This window comes from Moorena sp. SIO3I8 (genome assembly GCF_010692325.1).
In the GTDB taxonomy this organism is placed as follows: Bacteria; Cyanobacteriota; Cyanobacteriia; order Cyanobacteriales; family Coleofasciculaceae; genus Moorena.
The window spans coordinates 18069-34766 of the sequence record NZ_JAAHHW010000007.1; the positions used below are offsets into that span (position 1 = coordinate 18069).

General features: G+C 43.6%; 8 protein-coding genes. 3 read left to right on the forward strand and 5 right to left on the reverse strand.

The genetic code is table 11. From position 1 onward, the window contains the following. Positions 1-138: 138 nt before the first annotated feature. From F6K51_RS05010 to F6K51_RS05030, 5 genes are all read right to left on the reverse strand, one after another. Positions 139-2460 carry a phage tail protein gene (locus tag F6K51_RS05010; RefSeq protein ID WP_293018554.1) on the reverse strand — a complete coding sequence of 774 codons (2322 nt, stop codon included), beginning with the start codon at positions 2458-2460 and terminating at the stop codon, positions 139-141. Continuing rightward, a complete protein-coding gene (locus tag F6K51_RS05015) occupies positions 2457-4205 on the reverse strand; it encodes a hypothetical protein (RefSeq protein WP_293018555.1) in 1749 nt (582 codons plus the stop codon). Before F6K51_RS05015 ends, F6K51_RS05010 begins: the two co-directional genes overlap by 4 nt. A 79-nt stretch (positions 4206-4284) precedes the next feature. Next, entirely contained in the window at positions 4285-6024 is a 1740-nt protein-coding gene (locus F6K51_RS05020) for an FtsK/SpoIIIE domain-containing protein (RefSeq protein WP_293018556.1), read from the reverse strand. 1181 nt (positions 6025-7205) lie between these two features. Beyond that, entirely contained in the window at positions 7206-7433 is a 228-nt protein-coding gene (locus F6K51_RS05025; protein ID WP_293018558.1) for a hypothetical protein, read from the reverse strand. 159 nt (positions 7434-7592) lie between these two features. Continuing rightward, positions 7593-7955 carry a hypothetical protein gene (locus F6K51_RS05030; protein WP_293018560.1) on the reverse strand — a complete coding sequence of 121 codons (363 nt, stop codon included), beginning with the start codon at positions 7953-7955 and terminating at the stop codon, positions 7593-7595. Positions 7956-8194: 239 nt separating this feature from the next. Here F6K51_RS05030 and F6K51_RS05035 point away from each other — a divergent pair, with 239 nt between their 5' ends. The 3 genes from F6K51_RS05035 to F6K51_RS05045 all read left to right on the forward strand — a co-directional run bounded on the left by F6K51_RS05035 (position 8195) and on the right by F6K51_RS05045 (position 16653). Beyond that, positions 8195-8965, forward strand: coding sequence for a hypothetical protein (locus tag F6K51_RS05035; protein ID WP_293018562.1), 771 nt, complete (start codon positions 8195-8197; stop codon positions 8963-8965). Then, positions 8962-9519 carry a hypothetical protein gene (locus tag F6K51_RS05040; protein WP_293018564.1) on the forward strand — a complete coding sequence of 186 codons (558 nt, stop codon included), beginning with the start codon at positions 8962-8964 and terminating at the stop codon, positions 9517-9519. The genes F6K51_RS05035 and F6K51_RS05040 overlap by 4 nt, the downstream gene beginning before the upstream one ends. A 135-nt stretch (positions 9520-9654) precedes the next feature. Continuing rightward, positions 9655-16653: a hypothetical protein gene (locus tag F6K51_RS05045; protein WP_293018565.1), complete on the forward strand. Its 6999-nt coding sequence runs from the start codon at positions 9655-9657 to the stop codon at positions 16651-16653. Positions 16654-16698 lie beyond the last annotated feature (45 nt).

Sequence of the window (16698 nt, forward strand, 5' to 3'; positions counted from 1 at the left end):
ACCCCCCCTCGTTTCTATCAGAAATAAAAGGGGGTTTGTTGTTTTATGGTGCGTCTTAGTGGGGGGTAATGATGCTAAGGAAGCACTCATTTTACTTTCAGAAGAAATATAGAATTGATATGATGGCTTTGCCGAATCTCAGAAATCAATAGCAAATCCACTATTTTTAGACGTTGTGAAGTTGGCAACGTTTTGAGCAGTAGTACTTGTCTGATCTGGCTGCTGTAGGTCATCGGGAGGTGTAATTGTACTACCAGAAGTAACTACTGTGTTGCTTTCGACATACTGACTGACTCTGTTGTTGAAGTCTGTGACAGCTGCCACTCTCACAATAAACGAGTCATTGCCAACATCTTCAAATCTGGTAGTTGTCTGAGTTACTGTTTGCCTACCGAACCAGTTGCCACCTTGTCTCTTGATTTCGACAAGGTAGGAAGTTATGAACAGATTTGGGGTATCGTCGGAGTTAAATGGTATTTCCCAAGACACAAGGATGTCATTTATTCGCTTTGATGGTCTAGTAATTGATACCGCGATCGCGGTCACGTTTCTAGGAACAGGAACAATGGTTGGAGGTTGGGAACCAACAGGGAGTTCATCCAACGACCAACCACTCTCAATCAGCGGATGTTTTTCTGCCGAATAAAGCTCTCCTGTCACCTCATACATTACTGGATTACTCCGGTCAGGAGAGACTGAAGTGACTCGGTATTTACGGATGTTAGAGCCGAAGTCTTGAATAATCCAGTTGGCATGTGCAAGAGGGGCAGCGGGGAGTGGGGCAGATAACGTTAAGACCGAGTGACTACCAGGAGGATTGGTTAAATCCCTTTCCTCGACTGTAAGGTCTGGCATGGTCACAAATATTTTAAACGCTGTACCAGTGAGTGCTACGGGAGCATCAACGGTAATAGTCGTGGTTGTTGCGCTAGCTATTATTCCACCTTTCCTTGCCTGCGATCGCCTATTATCCTGAACCAAGATAACGTCCCCTGGTTGGAAAAAGGCAGCGATCGCTCTTGCTTTGAAACTAATTTGCTCTTGGTCTAGCCTGCTTTTTAACAGCACCCGCCTACCTGCTCTTACCGCTTGCCCACGGCTGGTACATCCAAAAGCTGTAAACTCAATGTCTATTCTGCCATACAGCTCAATTCCCTCACGGTCTTCTACTACTTCTATTTGCCTCTGGAACTGCTCATCTGGACTGTTCCAGGTAACCAAAGCAACTGTAGCTAATCCCTTCCACTGCCTAGAGTCATACACAAAACGACCTTCCTCCACATCGGCATTGGTGATAATCTTTGATAGCTCTGTCGTGGGTCTATCTTGCCAGACACTTATCGTTTCACCACCCCAAAATGGCTTAGCATCAAAATTGGAGCATATAGCGGTTATCACATCCCAAGCTGCTTGATCGCCCTGTAGTACTCCGTTAAATAGGTACCTTCTTTCGCTTCCCCCAAACCCATCCTGAACTTTTTCATTGTTGTAAACGGATGCAGAATAGAGAGACCATTTGTCTATGTCTGATTCATTCAGTTGTCTGCCCAGCCCCCATCGCTCATTTATCACTAGCTCGTGAAGTAGCCAACATGGGTCTGCGGGTGCGATCGTGGGCATGTAAAAAGTTCCATCCCAACCGCCTTGATAAACAAGACCACCATCTGCCGGATCCACTGTCGCATTAGTGGGGATTGGGTATAACAATCCTGCTATCCTAATCTTTATAGATGGCACAGACCTAAAGAGCTTAGAGGGAAACTGCAACCAGATTAAGACTGTGTTTGGATATTCAAATGCATCCCATAGTACTTCTGCATAAGAAAGGAACCTCACAGTATTTACAAGCTGATTGCTTTGGGAATCTTGGGTCAGCTTTTCAACTCTTACACTAAAGCTGTCTATAGTCCCCCCAACAGTATTTACTGGCAGAATCCATTGGAATACTGTTGGAGTAGGGTAACGTCCAGATATTTCCTGGTCTACTCTAGCATTGAACCCTCCAGTTCCCTCCTTAACCGATATACGAATCCTTACCTCCGCTTCCCGTACATCCCCATCGTCTTCCTGCTCTTGAAGTGTAAACGCTAATCTAAGCCTGATTGCATTAATTTGGTCATTCAATATTGATCTGGTTATGCTGGCAGAAGAAGAGACATCCACTTCGACTGATGTTTCGCTGCTTACCTCATTCGACCCAGCTGGGATGCTTTGGTTCAACAATCCCGGCACAAAGGAATAAGTCATATTGTCAAAGTTAAATGTCCCGTCTTCGTTCTGCACTGGAGTGTCATCTAGCAAAACCCCTTGAGCGTTGTTGATGATTCCCTGCACGGGACCTTCGCAAACTGCCATCAGCACTTGAGCATGATCTGTGCTAAAACCAGAAATTTCTGCAACAGTGGCAGAAGACCCCCTACCGCCTTTGCCTCCACCACCACTGCCAGTGACATATTTCATGCAGAATTCTTAAGCGCCTCACACAGTCTTTCTATTACCGATTTGTCCCATTTTATACGATTTTTTTCCATAGCCGCGATCGCCTTTCCTTTTTCTGTCAATTTCCAGAGCTTATTTTTGCCCGGCTTCAACTGCAAATTCATGCTTGCCAGGATTTCATTTACACGACGAACGCTCAGTCTTTTATTGAGTTTGGTACTTGCTGCACTTGCCACTTCAACAATATATATTTTATCGCTATTGCTGTCTAATTTTTGCTTGGTATTTTGATGAAAATAATCTAGCACTATATCTAAGAATTTATCACTCCAGAATATTTTACGGCTCTTGAATCGGCCTATTTTTTTGCCCTCTTCAGTAAGAGTCCAATAGCTACCCTTTTTTTCTCCTTTAACTTGCCATCCTAGTTGTTGTAGTACCTGGTTAACTTCCTTGACCAAGACTTTCGTTTGTAATTTTTCAGATATTTTAACAGCAATTTCTTTTACCGTGACCTCGACAACAGACATTATGCGATCGCAAATCAATTCAACAACCTTTTTGCTCCATTTAATCTTCTTATAAGGAGCAGAATATTTATCTCCTTTATTTGTAACTTCCCATTTCTTAGTCTCGGGATTTTTGACCTGGAACCCCAGGGCTTTTAACTGTAAGTTAGCTTCTTGTGATGAAACTTTCCTACCAACTTTTTGGGAAATCATCTGTGAAATACTCTTCATCTCATAATATTTCACTTCTGGCTCGACCTCTGACTCGATCTCTGGCTTAACAGGCGACAATATAATGCTTTCTTCTCTTAGTTCTTGCCCAATTTTATCCAAATCTTCTTTGGAAACATGAGTATCTTCCAAAAAGACATATTCTTTTGCATTTTCTTGTGCATTTTTTATATCTATTAGCCAATCCATTAATTCCTCATCTTTTGGATCTAATGGATGTTCATCTTCATGGGGACAATCTTTCAAGTCGCAATAGTATTCACCTGGTTTAAAAATCGGCTCTATCCCCAAGGCCAAGGTCATGTCAGCGTAAAGCTCAGGGTGAAGCCCCATCAACTCAGGGCGATCGCTATCATTATCTTTAGTGTCTTTCGTTGAATCAAACAGCTGAGAAGATTTTAGCTCAGTCTTATTGATTAAATCCGAAAACAATTGTCCTGTTTCCTCAGAAGAGAACCACTTGCGCAATTCTGACTCAAAACCGCCAGCTACAACATATATTAATCCTGAACAATACTCATCTCCCATAACAAAGACGCGATCGCCAACTTTCTTGTTAATTGGCACAGCTGACAGCATTTTCCTTAGACTTTTAGCAGCATCACTAGCAGTATGTATCAAAACATTGTCATACTTTGCAGATTTAGTAGATGCAGATTCGGTAACAGTGTTCATGCCTAGCTCCGCTCTTTTTTTGTCTAGAATGTCCTGCAATTCCGCCCTTGTCATCAGGAGATCGCAACTTTTTTCTTTGTTTTCAGGAAACATAGCACGTTTCATCGCTACATGTAAAGACGGATGTATGCCAACGGTTGTATCGAACCAATGAATCAGACTATCTTCTTGACACTCGTGTATATAGCAGAGATCTAATATTTGATAGTGAACTTCTTCACTTTCCAGCCAATCACGAACCTCTGACTGTTCCCCTACATATATATAGATCAACTCTGGCTTAGCGTTGTTTGGTCGTTGAACACGATCGCCTGGCTGTAATTGTAAACTTGTGTTAGAATTCTCAGTCATAATCACTCTTGATTAATGGGGTGGTTTGTCAAGAAGAGCGGGGGTTGTTGTTATTTTGCCGCTCTTCTTGCTTAGAATTCTAGGAATTTTTTTTGCGGTTGTCAACAGCTGTCGTCTTATGGACATTAATTAAGTTATCAAAAATAATACTTGCCTCATAAGACGCACTTCCCTTTCTGCCTGCTTTTGAGTAGCCCCAGACTATCTCGATAGTCTTCCACTTTCTCTTTGTCTGCTTCCAGATATTTATTACGATTTGTTGCTGCTCAATGCTTAAAGGGTGCAATCGTGGGTCTGGAAATGGTAATGGTGTTAACTTTGGCTTGTCCTTTGCGATCTGCGCGCGATCGCGAACCAACAATGATTGAAATCGAATTAATCCTGTGCCAGGAGCTGTGAAAAAACCATCCCCCTTGCCCAGCAATAAGTGAGACGGAGTCATTTGACCGGTAATCAACTTACCCTCTGCCTTGGTGGTTGTAGCAAAAGCAATCTTGACAGCAAGATTATCTCTGACCTCACTGGGGACAAGTTTTGCCATGGGTTTTTGCGTTCCGACTATCAGTCGAATCCCAAACGCTCTACCTTCTCTGGCGATCTTAGAAAGAAGATAGCATGATTTTTCTTTGATCTTTTTGTCCCCTGAAGCGGACAAGTCCGTAACCTCATCATCAATCAAAAACAGGTAAAAAAGTTGATTATTCGCTGTTTTTTCGTTGTATTCGTCAATATCTGAACATCCGGCATCGGACAAGATCTCTTTTCTTCTGTCCATCTCGTATGAGACTTTTTCCAAAAGAGCGATCGCATCCTCTAGGCTATTAGCGCAAGGTGCCCACGAATACCCTTCGATATCTTTGAAAAAACCAAAATCAACCCCTTTTGTGTCAATTACCGCAATCCTCACCTGATTGGCAGTATGCCAGTCAACCAACGAACGTACCAACGACACAATGAATGCCGTTTTACCACTGCCAGTACAACCACCAACAAACATGTGACAAGTGGTAGCTTGCGAAAAATCACAAGCAATGCAGGATCCATCAACACCTCTACCAATCAAGCCGACCATTTTACCGGTTGGCCTGGTCATGTTCGTGTCGTAGTCATAAAAAATGCGATCGCTTCGTGGGACATCTATATTAATAGTGGTATCCAGGGAAATCACCGGGGCAGTCTGACATTTCAACTTAGCTTGTAAATCCAGTGAGTATTTCTCAACCAGTGAAACCTTCTGGCCAGCTAACGGTTCAAATCGATACCGGGTATAAGCACTCGATAACTGGCAAGACAAGTACCGTACTTTCACAAACTCTGACAACTTGTCAAGAATAATGTCTGCAACGCGATCGCCCGTTGTTTCCTTTTCCAATACCGGTATCTTACCCAGTAGGAAGTCAACCTGCTCTGAATATGTGTCAGCCACTTCCTTCATCATTAGACTGTCACCATATTTATCAGCCTGAGCACCCAACCAACATGCCGCGATCGCAAATCCTGTTGCCGGGATAGGTGCCCATTTCAAATATCCAGGCAATTTGTCTGAACTGCGCACGAAAGGTAGTGCTCCCAAGCTAATAGAGGATAGGCAACATAGCCAGGCCAGAGTGTTTTTTATCAAGAATTTATTTCGTACATCCATAGTTAATTGTTTCCCCACCAAACAACCCAGTAATAAAAAGCTCCTATCAGAGACAAGCCATTGATTATAGCTAAAGTGTCCCAAATTTCTTCGTTCTCTTTTCTCCCAGAGATTGAAGCCAATATGAACACTGCTGTGAAAAATATAGTCAGTGAAGTCATCAACTCTTTTGCCCATGATAGGTTTGACATTTCGACAAGAATGACCACACATAGGAAGGAGTTGAAGATTAACGAAGTAGCAGAAATAGCTCCCCGAGGTGTCCCAGGGAAAATCCATACACGCTTCCTTCTGTAACTTTCTCGATCAATAGGCAGATAAGGAGGAACTATTTTCGTGGCATGTTCCTGCGCTTTTTTTCTTCTATTGTCTTGCATCTTTTTGGTGTATCTGGTATAATTAAGTTTACAATTTACATATTAACTACAACAGAAAAATAAATATTTTTCCGGATTATTTCCCAATAATTGTGCAGCGATTGACAGTAAGCCACCCTACGCGATCGCTGAAGCAGTAAATATTACCTAAAATAATCATCTGCCATCAGGTATAGTGGCTTTGCCCCCAGGCATCAATAAATAAAACCTGACAACTAATGGGGCAGCTTTTATTTACAAACAGGACACATTGTTTAACTCTGTTATATCCTCTTTGTAGCGGATTTCAGAGCCACAAAATTTTAGCAAAAAGCAAACACAGGTGTTCCTAAAAACCGGATTCTAATTCCGGTAACTACTCTTGGCGGTAATAAAACATTGTTACATGTATAAAAACAACAGTATTGTCACAATACTGTCCAATGGTCTGGTGTTTGTAGCAGGTTCAAACCAGGTAATTCCAAAACTACGCAAGGAGGAAATCAAACAATCAGGTAGACAAAATAGCTAGGCATCGAGGCAGCGTTCGCGAAGCGTCTCCGTAGGAGAATCACTTAGCCTCGGCTATGGCGAATCCCTATCCTTGTCCTCGGATATCTAGACATAATGTTTAACTCTGTCCAGTTTGCTGAATCTGACCAACCAGTTTGCTAAAACCCCCATGTTTGAACATGTTTAGTTTGCTGAATCTGGCCAACCAGTTTGCTGTATCTTGCAAACCATTTTGCTATATCTTGCAAACAATCCTATATATAGAGAAGAAATACACTAAATGTATTAGTGAGATGATATCAGAGCGCTCACTGCGATTGTTTTGAAATTTCTACCCAACTTTTCTGAAAGAAGAGCAGCCAGAGAGGAACACAACTTTCCACCTCTTTCTCCCTAATCTCTTGTCTTTCACGCTGCGCTGGTTGAAAAAGAAGACCAAGACTAGAGCTTCTTACCCAGAAATCCAACAAAAAGAATCCCACCCCCCAGTTACGCGCTACCCCCTTCCCTTTCAAAATTGTCTGATTCGATGTTTATTTGCCCTTGAGCAGGTTTTACCTGGCTACCGTTCTCCCCCACACTTACAATAATTTTCAAGACCGTTGTACGGTATTTTCGTTCGCACCTCCAGTAGCGTGGCCTACGGCCAAGGGTCGGCTTTGCCGAAGGGAGCTGAGTTACGGTTACATCTGCCTCAGAAGGCAATACCAATCTCACTGATAAGTGCGAGCTATAAATCGATCATAGGTCTATAGATTGAGCGATCGCAACCTGTAAGTGATCGCTCAATCTATGATCATCGCAACGCAAGCAGAAAATAAAATCTCCCGTACAAATACCGGGAGAATTTTTAATGTACAACAATAATGGAATCATTTAAAGATTTGGTCGATGCACCCTCTCCAATTCTACTGTTAACTGCCAAAGTTTGAATCCTGTCCATGACCACTGATGACTATTGATTCTGTAAACTTCGGGAGAGCTTACGATTCCGTCATAGCTAAAGACAAACGGTAAACCATCTCTGTCTTTGATGAATTTATCTAATTCTTGATACTCAGCAAATGTGGTTATGTGAACTAGCAGAGACCATGTGTCTTTATTAAGATTTATTTCAAACGCAGAAGTTCTTTGTTCTAGACCACCGTCAAATCTTATTGAAATAGGGTCTGCCGTAAAAGAATGCTGATTATTCCACGAAGCAATTAAAGTTGCAGGTGCTGAAGGATAAGTTTTCATAAACCGCTTTAAAAATATGCTCTATCTTAAGTTAAAACAAAAAAGCTGCCCTGTTGGACGAATACTAAATTATGGTATTAGCCTTTGATTGAGTTTTCAGCGATCGCGACTCTGGTATGTAAACGCGATCGCTTATTTTATTGCATCCCCAAAAATACTATTAATACTAGTAGTTAATAACTGCAAATTATCACCCAATAAATTATATCATTAAATGATGAGATCAAGAGAATCAGGAAATGACGTTTCAGTTGACAGAAGATATAAAAAAACAGATTGCGATCGCGGCAGAAGAAAAGCCGGACGAAGAAGTCTGTGGAGTGATAGTAAATGGCAAAATCATCAAACTGCCTAATCTTCATTCTGATAAAGCAAATCACTACCAGATAGACATTTCCAAATTAACGACTATACCAGATGCCGTGTATCACAGTCATTGCCATGATCATCAAAGTTCACATTTTTCAATAGATGACATTGAATCTTGCAAATCTATACCTGAAAAAATTCCTTTTGTTCTGTATCACACCTCGTTTAAGGAATGGGATTTATACGACCCCATATCTCCCAATCCATTTCCGCTAACAAATAACAAGGACTTCAAGAAGTTAGATGCTTACATTGGCTGGAGATTCTTGTGGGGGCGTTCTGACTGCTTTGCATTGGTCAAGTCTTATTTTCAGGGAATTCTCGCCATAGACATAGGTGACTTTCGTCGTCCCGAGTTTGATGGATTTCCAGTTCCTGAGTGGTTAGTGCCATGGGACGCGATCGCTCATGGTTTTTGTGAGATTCCTCGCGGTACCAGTGTCCAGAAGCATGACGTCATCCAAATAGCGCTCAGGGGAGGTAAGCAGCCAAATCATATAGCGGTGATAACCAATGCTGAACGAATGGAAATGTTGCACATCTTAGGTTTTGATTATCCCAGTGCGATCGCTACTTATGGTAAAGAGTGGCAGCGAAGAACGACGAAAATTTTCAGACATCAGCAATTAGTTGACTTATGAATAAAACAACCATTGTGTTGTGGGGAGAACTGGGTAAGCAGTTTACTCCCACTATTGAAGCTGAAGTATCAACACTCGGAGAAGTAGTCAGGTGTCTGTGTGCTAATTTCCCATCACTGAAAGATTACCTTGTACAAAGCACATGCCGATATCAAGTAACCATCAGGAGGAATCAGGCAGAATTTACTGTAGATCCTGAAGCCAGTCGGTTATCTTGCATTCCTGTTGAAGGGGCTGAGGTTGTAATTTCCCCGGTTGTTGCTGGCAGTGGGGGGATAGGCAGGGTTTTTGCAGGGATTGCACTGGTGGGGATTGGGATACTGACTGGTGGAGTAGGTTTAGCGATCACTGGAGCAGCAATGGCACTTAACGGGATACTAGGGGGTGCTCCAGATGCTCCCAAGCCAGAGGATGATGACAGGCAGTCTTTGGTCTTTGGTGGTGCAACCACTACGACCGAAGAAGGGAACCGGATACCAGTTGTGGCAGCTCACGAGTATATTGTGGGCGTGCAAATTATCAGTTTTGCGATCAAGTCTGAACTAAACAGCTGAAAATGTAAGATTAGAATTACAAGATGAGAAAAATTCTCTCAATTTTTCTCTCTTTTGTGTGACTTTTGGCTCAAGCACGCTCTACACGCATCATGTGCTTGAGCATTTTCTTCCCTATCACTCTACCGCAAACAAATGGACTTAGGAACGCTTGTACTAAATTTTGCAGCTGACACGTCGGACTTAGACCGGGCACTCAAGCAAGCTAAACAGCAGGCAATCAGTACAGCCAAGGAAATAGACAGTTTTTTTGGGAAGGTCAAGATCACCCCATCGGTCAATCTCAACGAATTCAACAAGATCAGTGTTGCTATTCGTCAGGAAAAAGCAAAGATTGTGGCAGCCAACCGATGGTTTGAACGAAATCCGATCAAGGTGAAGGTAGATACCACAGAACTTGACAACTTGCAGCACAGGGTAGATAGGCTATCGGGCGGATCCACGGTTACGGTAAAAGCTGGTGCTCAGGGTGCGAAAGGGAACGGAGAACTCAATAAGGTAATTGACTGCTTAGAAGATATCAAGGATGCGATCGCGGACAAAAAGAGTTCGAGAGGTGGAGGCGTGGCATCTGCAATCGGTACAGGTATTGCAACCGGTTTGGGACAAGAAGCGGTTAGTACTGCTGTCAGTTACATAGTCAGAAACAGCAAAGTCAGAAAAAAAGCATCTAGTCTGGCTAAGGATGTCCTAGATGGTTTCAAGCAGGGACTGGGGGATAGAGACAGAATAGAACAAGCTGGCCACGACCTTGCCGTATTCCTGATTATTGGGACAAGAAAAGCATTAGGAATACAGTCTCCATCGCGGGTTTTTGCTGCGATTGGGGCACAGGTCGTTGCAGGATTTAACCAGGGGTTAAAAGGGTTTTCTAGGATAAGACCAGAAAATTACCTCAGAGATTTTATATCAAGGGCTAGGGCATTGGGGCAGGAGGTTCAGACAGCTGCCGCCACACCTGCCAATCCTAATGCTGGTAATTTCAGCTATAAGCAAACAATAAGTTCAGCTAGTCTGTTTGGTCGTCTATCAAGTAATCAGCCTTTAACCCCACAATCAGTATCGAATGTTGCATCACTGTTTGGATTTCCACCTGATATGCCCCAATGGATGCGATCGCTTCGTAACTCTATTGCGGCTCAGGCCAAGCGGTATCTTCCCCAAAGCCCCAAAGAATGGTTGAAACTGATAGGCCAGGTAGATCGGCGGATTCAGTATCCTTTAGATCTTTTCTTGCGGGTACAAGTCAAAGGTATATCCGAGTTCTTCAAAGATCTTGAAAAGCTTATCGGCAAAGGACTTGACAATATACAGAAAAGGGGGGCTAGCTTACCAATTTTTGGAGATGTTGCGGCAAGAGCGGCCAGTGGTTTGAAGCTACTCAACTCAGCTTTAGTGGGGACTGCGATCGCGGGGTTAGCTTTTGCTTCAATGATTGGAGCGATCGCGGGATTATCTGCGTTGTCTGCTCAATTAGCTTTGGTTGTTCAACAATTTGAGTCATTAAGATCACAATTTGTCTTGACGGTTAACCAGGGGGAAAAAGCATCTAGAACGTTTGACCGAATGAGTAAAGCCATCACTGCCGCCAGAGTGGATCTAGCGACGGGCTTGGAAGGCTCAAGACAACTATTTGGTAATCTGCAAGGAACATTTGACCCTGTTTTTGCCGAGCGCTTAGCCAGGACAGCAGCAGAAACTGCACGAGTTTACTCGTCAACGCCAGTTCAAACACAACAGATATATGCTGCATTTGACCGTCTGACTCGGGATACTGTCGTTACTCTTGACACAATCCGACAGTTAAACAACGTCGCCCCTGGAACCTTTGAGATTATGGCTACTTCGGTGGGTATGACTACCCATGAACTAGAGCGCGCGGCCAGAGCCGGGACACTTTTGATTGATGATTTCTTGCCACGGTTTCAGCAAGGCTTAGACTCTGTCAATCAAACCAGAATGGGTGATGCCCTTGACACCATGGCAGCAGCCACGGATAGGTACAACAATGCATTAATTAATCTTCAGTTGTCTGTGGGTAACACCATGAAGCCTCTTGAGAAGATTAGGCTTAATGCTTTGTCTGCGGGTCTTGAAGCTGCGGCTAAGGGTGGTGAACTATTTGGGAAATGGATTGGAGGAGCCGCTGGGGTAGCAATACTTAAATTCATTGGTCGATTAAAAAACGTGGGGGTGGCTTTTGCTCCTCTGATTGCCCGTTTTCCGATATTGCAGACTGCGATCGCTGGGGTGGCTTCTGCTGCTGCTGCCGCTGGAGTTGCACTGATCAAGCTAGCCCCAATTTTCATCAAAATGTTCAAAGAAATCCTGTTTTTCCAGCTAGCTTTTGACATGGTTATAACTACCATCCCAAAGCTTTTTAAGGATGCAGGGGGAGAAATGTCTAAGTGGGCGACCCAAAGTATCTCTAACTTGGAAAAATACAGGCAGGCTCTCAGTAAAGCATCTGAAGGTAATAAAGATTTCATATCTTCTCTGCCTAAAGCAGATAGGGATGTTCAAGGTGAAAGTGCCCTTGAAGGAACATTACTAGGTACCATATTTGGTAGGAAAAATGTTAGGAGGGCAGAGCAATTTATTCAGCGATCGCTTGGCCTCAGAACGTTTGCCCAAAAACAACAAGACGATTCCCTCATGGCTGCTCGACGCTTACAACAATCTGGTGGGGAGCTGGTTCAAGGTGTTTTAGACATGAGAACTGTCAACGGAACAAGGGGGTTATTGAAAGACTTTACTGAGATAGAAAAGAAGATTGAGCAAATTCAAATTAAAAGGCGAGGTCTGATTGCAATCGATCCTAACGACACAATTGGGATAAAAGAGTTGAGAATACAAGAAGCTCAACTACAAAGACAAAAAGAAAAACTAGGAGAGCCAATAATTCAATTGCAGACGAGCTTGTCTGCTCAGATTAAGCTTTATACGGATGCTCTGGCTGAATACGATCGCAAAGCAAATTTAGGAGAAATAACCCAAGAAAATTATTTGAGAATAACTGAAGAACTTAGAGGCAGTTTACTGGAAGCTGAAAAAGCTCAAAAGTTCCTCAATTCTCAAATCCGGAATTCTGTTAGCAGCTTAGCTAATTTGCATCGTCGATTCAGCTTACTCAACGCAGAATTAGCAGATCAAGGCACATTGCTAGAACAAAGAAATAGGAGGGAATTGGCAGCGATCGCACAACTTGAATCTCGGGGGTTTTTGACTCCAGGACAAGCCAATACCGCTAGGCAGGTCAAGGAACAGGAATTGTTGCGCGATCGCATTAAGGAAAATCAACGAGCAGTCATAGAACTTAGAGAATCCCTTGCGATCGCTGGCTCTAACGATATATTGAAAGCCTGGCAAATAGACATAGATACCACAGGAATTGAACAGTTTGCTAATCTGGCAGCCAGAGCAGAAGAGCGTGGTAATGTACTAGAAAAAGAAGTTTTTAGTCAGTACCGAAGAATCAAAGAGATAGAGCTTGAGACGTCAGGTTTGGAGGTTGAGTTATTAAATCGACAAGCAGAAGCTCAACAGTCGATTGTAGCTTTAAATAAACAAATCGCTGATTATTACAAGTCAATTGAACGACAAGCAGAAGAAATTGAGTTGGAAGCTACCAGGGCGATCGCGCAAATTGAGTTTCAAACAGAAGCCAACAAACTGAAAACTGCACTGCTCGGGGTTGGTGATAACATAATTTCACAGTTTGTTGAATCCATGATAGATGCAGCCAAGAAGACTGCTGATATATCAACCACTGCTTTAGATGCGCAGCAAAAACTTCTAGCAAACCGATTCCGTCTCCAAGATTCCAGATTTGCAGCAGGAGAGCTTCAGCGCCAGCTCCCTGGAGAGTTTTCTGGTAACCAACGGACAGCACAGAAACAAAGGCAAAAGCAACACAGACCAGCCATAAAGACGGGACCATTCAGAATAGTTGAGTCTGTAGGTGGTCGAATTCAGAATGTTGAGACATTCGAGGATATTGAAAAGCACCATCCTTCTTCTGGTAGAGAGCCTGGCCGAACTTATCGGGTGATAAATGGTGAACTCGAAGAAATCAGAAAACTGGCTAACAACGTAGTTCTAATCAAAAAAGATTTTGTACTGACTCAAAAAGGCAATCAAGCTGTTCAAATACCTGCTTTTGCCACAGGGTTTGTCAAACGGTTGAATGATAAAACAAATGCCGTCAGGATTTATGAAGATAGGGAAATGACCAGGCTGCTGGGGCAATCTTTGCACATGGTTAACGTCCCGGTACAAACCGGGGATTTTGTCCGATATGGTCAACCAATCGGTACCCAAGGAGGAGCTGGAGGGTATCCAGTCCATGCCCATATTGAACTGGAGCACGATAGGTTTGTACGGTACATCCAAGACTTGAGAGATGGGATCTTTGAGGAATATGAGAATCAAAGTTCAAGCAATGCCCCTCCGGTTCCCGAGGCTACAATTAGGAGTCAGGTAAGACGCACAAGTTCAATTCCTGCCGGTGCTCAGCAATATGCCCAGTATTTAAACAATCCCAATGTCAGAGCTGCACTGGATACCATCGCTCGGGCTGAGGGCGCTAATTACAACACAATATTCGGCGGGGGGACAATATCAAGCCTGGCGGAACACCCCAATCGAAGAATTAGGGCTAACGGTTTAACATCATCAGCTGCCGGTCGTTACCAATTCTTAGATTTTACCTGGTTTGGTCGCAACGGCAGACCAGGTTTAAAGCAACAACTAGGACTGACTGATTTTAGCCCCCAAAGTCAGGATTTAGCGGCGATCGCCCTATTAGACCGTCGGGGGATTTTAGATGAAATAGTCTCAGGGAAAATAGAAGCAGCTTTCACTCAACTAGGCAGGGAGTGGGCATCCTTTGAGGGGAATCCATATGGTCAGGGAACTCGGCAGGGCAGAAGGAGCAGTGCAATTCCGTTTTTTAGACAACGGCAGGCATTCTATAATCAACAAGGGCAGCCCAGAGGGAATAGTTCACGACCACTACCAGGGAATATTTTCCAGCAAGTACCAACACCTGCTGATTTAGTACGAGGCCAGCAACTGTCACGCCAAAATATCCAAAGACAGAATGAAATAGCATTGCGGCAGGCTGAAGCTCAAGCTGAAACGTTCAGGCTTGAAGGCATAGCCCAAAGGGAGAGAGCCTTTAGGACTCTGCAAGAAGCTCTTAGGGCTTCTGGGGTAAGGACTACAAGCCTAACTGAACAAGTCACAACCACTAATCTTGAAACAGGGTCACCATCCACTCCATTAAAGGAACAGCAGCAACGACTCAATTCTTTAACTCAGCAGTACAACAGCCTAATCAGGGATCTAGAAGACCAGAAACGGGAACTAGACGCCCGGATCTTATCGGGCATTACTGCACTGGGAGAAGACAGTTCATTGCTTGATACGGCTACCAGAAATCAAATTAGTCAAGCAGTATCTCAATCAAGGACTGAATTGGCAAGCATCGAGGCTGCGATCGCTCAAGCAGCCAAAGGTCGAGAGGATGCCATTGCTTTTGCTAAGCGAACATTTGAACTAGAGGAACAGCAGCGGCAGGCACTAGCTGAACGTAGCTTAAGGCAGAAGCAAATTCAGGAGTTACAGTCTCAACTGGAATTAGCTAGAACACAGACAGCAGTTAGGCCAGGGGACTTTTCATTGGGGAATCCCGTAGAACTCCAAGCTACCATTGATGGGCTAACCAGACAGTTGCAAATTGAAGAGGAAATTTACTCTATCAGGAATCAAGAAAGGATAGGGGAAAAGCCATCTGCGATCGCTAACCAAGAAATACAGGCTCTGCAAAGGAACTTAGAGCTACAAAAGCAGCTATCTAACATAGTCAAGTCTCGTGGCCTTGCTGAACAGCAAATAGCTATTCAACGATATGACCTTGATAATGTATCTCGAATGGCAGAGCTAACCTCTGAGATTACTGATGCCTTGATAACTCAATCAACCTACGGAAGGGGTGGAATTGACCCATTAGCTGCACGGTTTGAGCAGCAAACCAAGGATGCAAACTTACAATTACGAAGGCAGTTACTTGATGTTAAAGAATTAGGTGTTTCTGCTGGCATAAGTGCAGAACAAGTATCTCAGCTAGAAAGTAACTACCGTCGGCTGAATAACATTACTCTTGAAAATATCAGGTTAGAGCAACAACGAGCGGTTGAGGAGCGGCAACGAGCGATCGCTGACCGGGTTTCATCATCGGAAGTTAACCTGCTTCAGTCGAGATCTCAACTATTTTCCACATTGGGATTAGACCGTCAGGCCAGAGGTATTGACAAACAAATCGCGATCGCTAATCAGGCTAACACCTTCCAACAGCAATCATTGGAATTAGAGCGTTTCATCCAGCAAAACCAAGTGGCTGCTACTACTGCTGCTACTCTTCGGGAGAATCTGCAATCAATAAATACCATCAACCTAGAAAACATTCACCATCAGTTTTCCCCATTGACTGAGATTTTGACCTCCACCCAAGGAACATTTCAGACCTTTTTCTCGGACATAATTAGCGGCTCTAAGTCTGTTGGTGAGGCATTTCAAGGGTTAGTTGATGGGATAATCTCTAATTTGGCAAATATAGCAGCCCAATGGCTAACCAATGAGCTGTTTGGTAGCTTGTTTGGTATCCCAGGGGCAGGAATAGGGGCTACTGGAGGATTTGGTGCTACAGGAGGGTTTCTGTCTACTTTGTTTGGGTTTTCCGAAGGTGGGATAGTTGGTATTCATGGACGACCAGCTAATAGCTTACGTCATGCGATCGCCCGAGAAGGGGCTGGTGCTCAAGTTATTGTGGCTAAGCGTGGTGAGCTGATTTTGCCCAACGAAGCTACAAAAGAGTTCTATCAACTGGGGTTAGACCGTGTGCTTAACTTCAGCAAAGGCGGTATCGTAGGAGGAAAAATGCCGATTGCTGGCATTAAAACCACTGGGGGAACTACCATCAATGTCTCAAGTCCCATAACGGTTAACTCTGGTAGCTCTAGCGAGGTTGATACCGCTCAATTCAAAGCATTGCACGAGGCAATGACCCGACGGTTAATCCAAGACGAGATGAAGCCCGGTGGCAGCTTAAATAGTAAGAGACGTAGACGTTGACCAACTGTAGACAATCGCAGTAGTCATCAGCTCACGACAATTATG

What these genes read in the sequence shown, in the direction of transcription:
- F6K51_RS05010 (WP_293018554.1), bottom strand. Translation starts at nt 2,460, where the DNA reads ATGAAATATGTCACTGGCAGTGGTGGTGGAGGCAAAGGCGGTAGGGGG.
- F6K51_RS05015 (WP_293018555.1), bottom strand. Translation starts at nt 4,205, where the DNA reads ATGACTGAGAATTCTAACACAAGTTTACAATTACAGCCAGGCGATCGT.
- F6K51_RS05020 (WP_293018556.1), bottom strand. Translation starts at nt 6,024, where the DNA reads ATGGGCAAAAGAGTTGATGACTTCACTGACTATATTTTTCACAGCAGT.
- F6K51_RS05030 (WP_293018560.1), bottom strand. Translation starts at nt 7,955, where the DNA reads ATGAAAACTTATCCTTCAGCACCTGCAACTTTAATTGCTTCGTGGAAT.
- F6K51_RS05035 (WP_293018562.1), top strand. Translation starts at nt 8,195, where the DNA reads ATGACGTTTCAGTTGACAGAAGATATAAAAAAACAGATTGCGATCGCG.
- F6K51_RS05040 (WP_293018564.1), top strand. Translation starts at nt 8,962, where the DNA reads ATGAATAAAACAACCATTGTGTTGTGGGGAGAACTGGGTAAGCAGTTT.
- F6K51_RS05045 (WP_293018565.1), top strand. Translation starts at nt 9,655, where the DNA reads ATGGACTTAGGAACGCTTGTACTAAATTTTGCAGCTGACACGTCGGAC.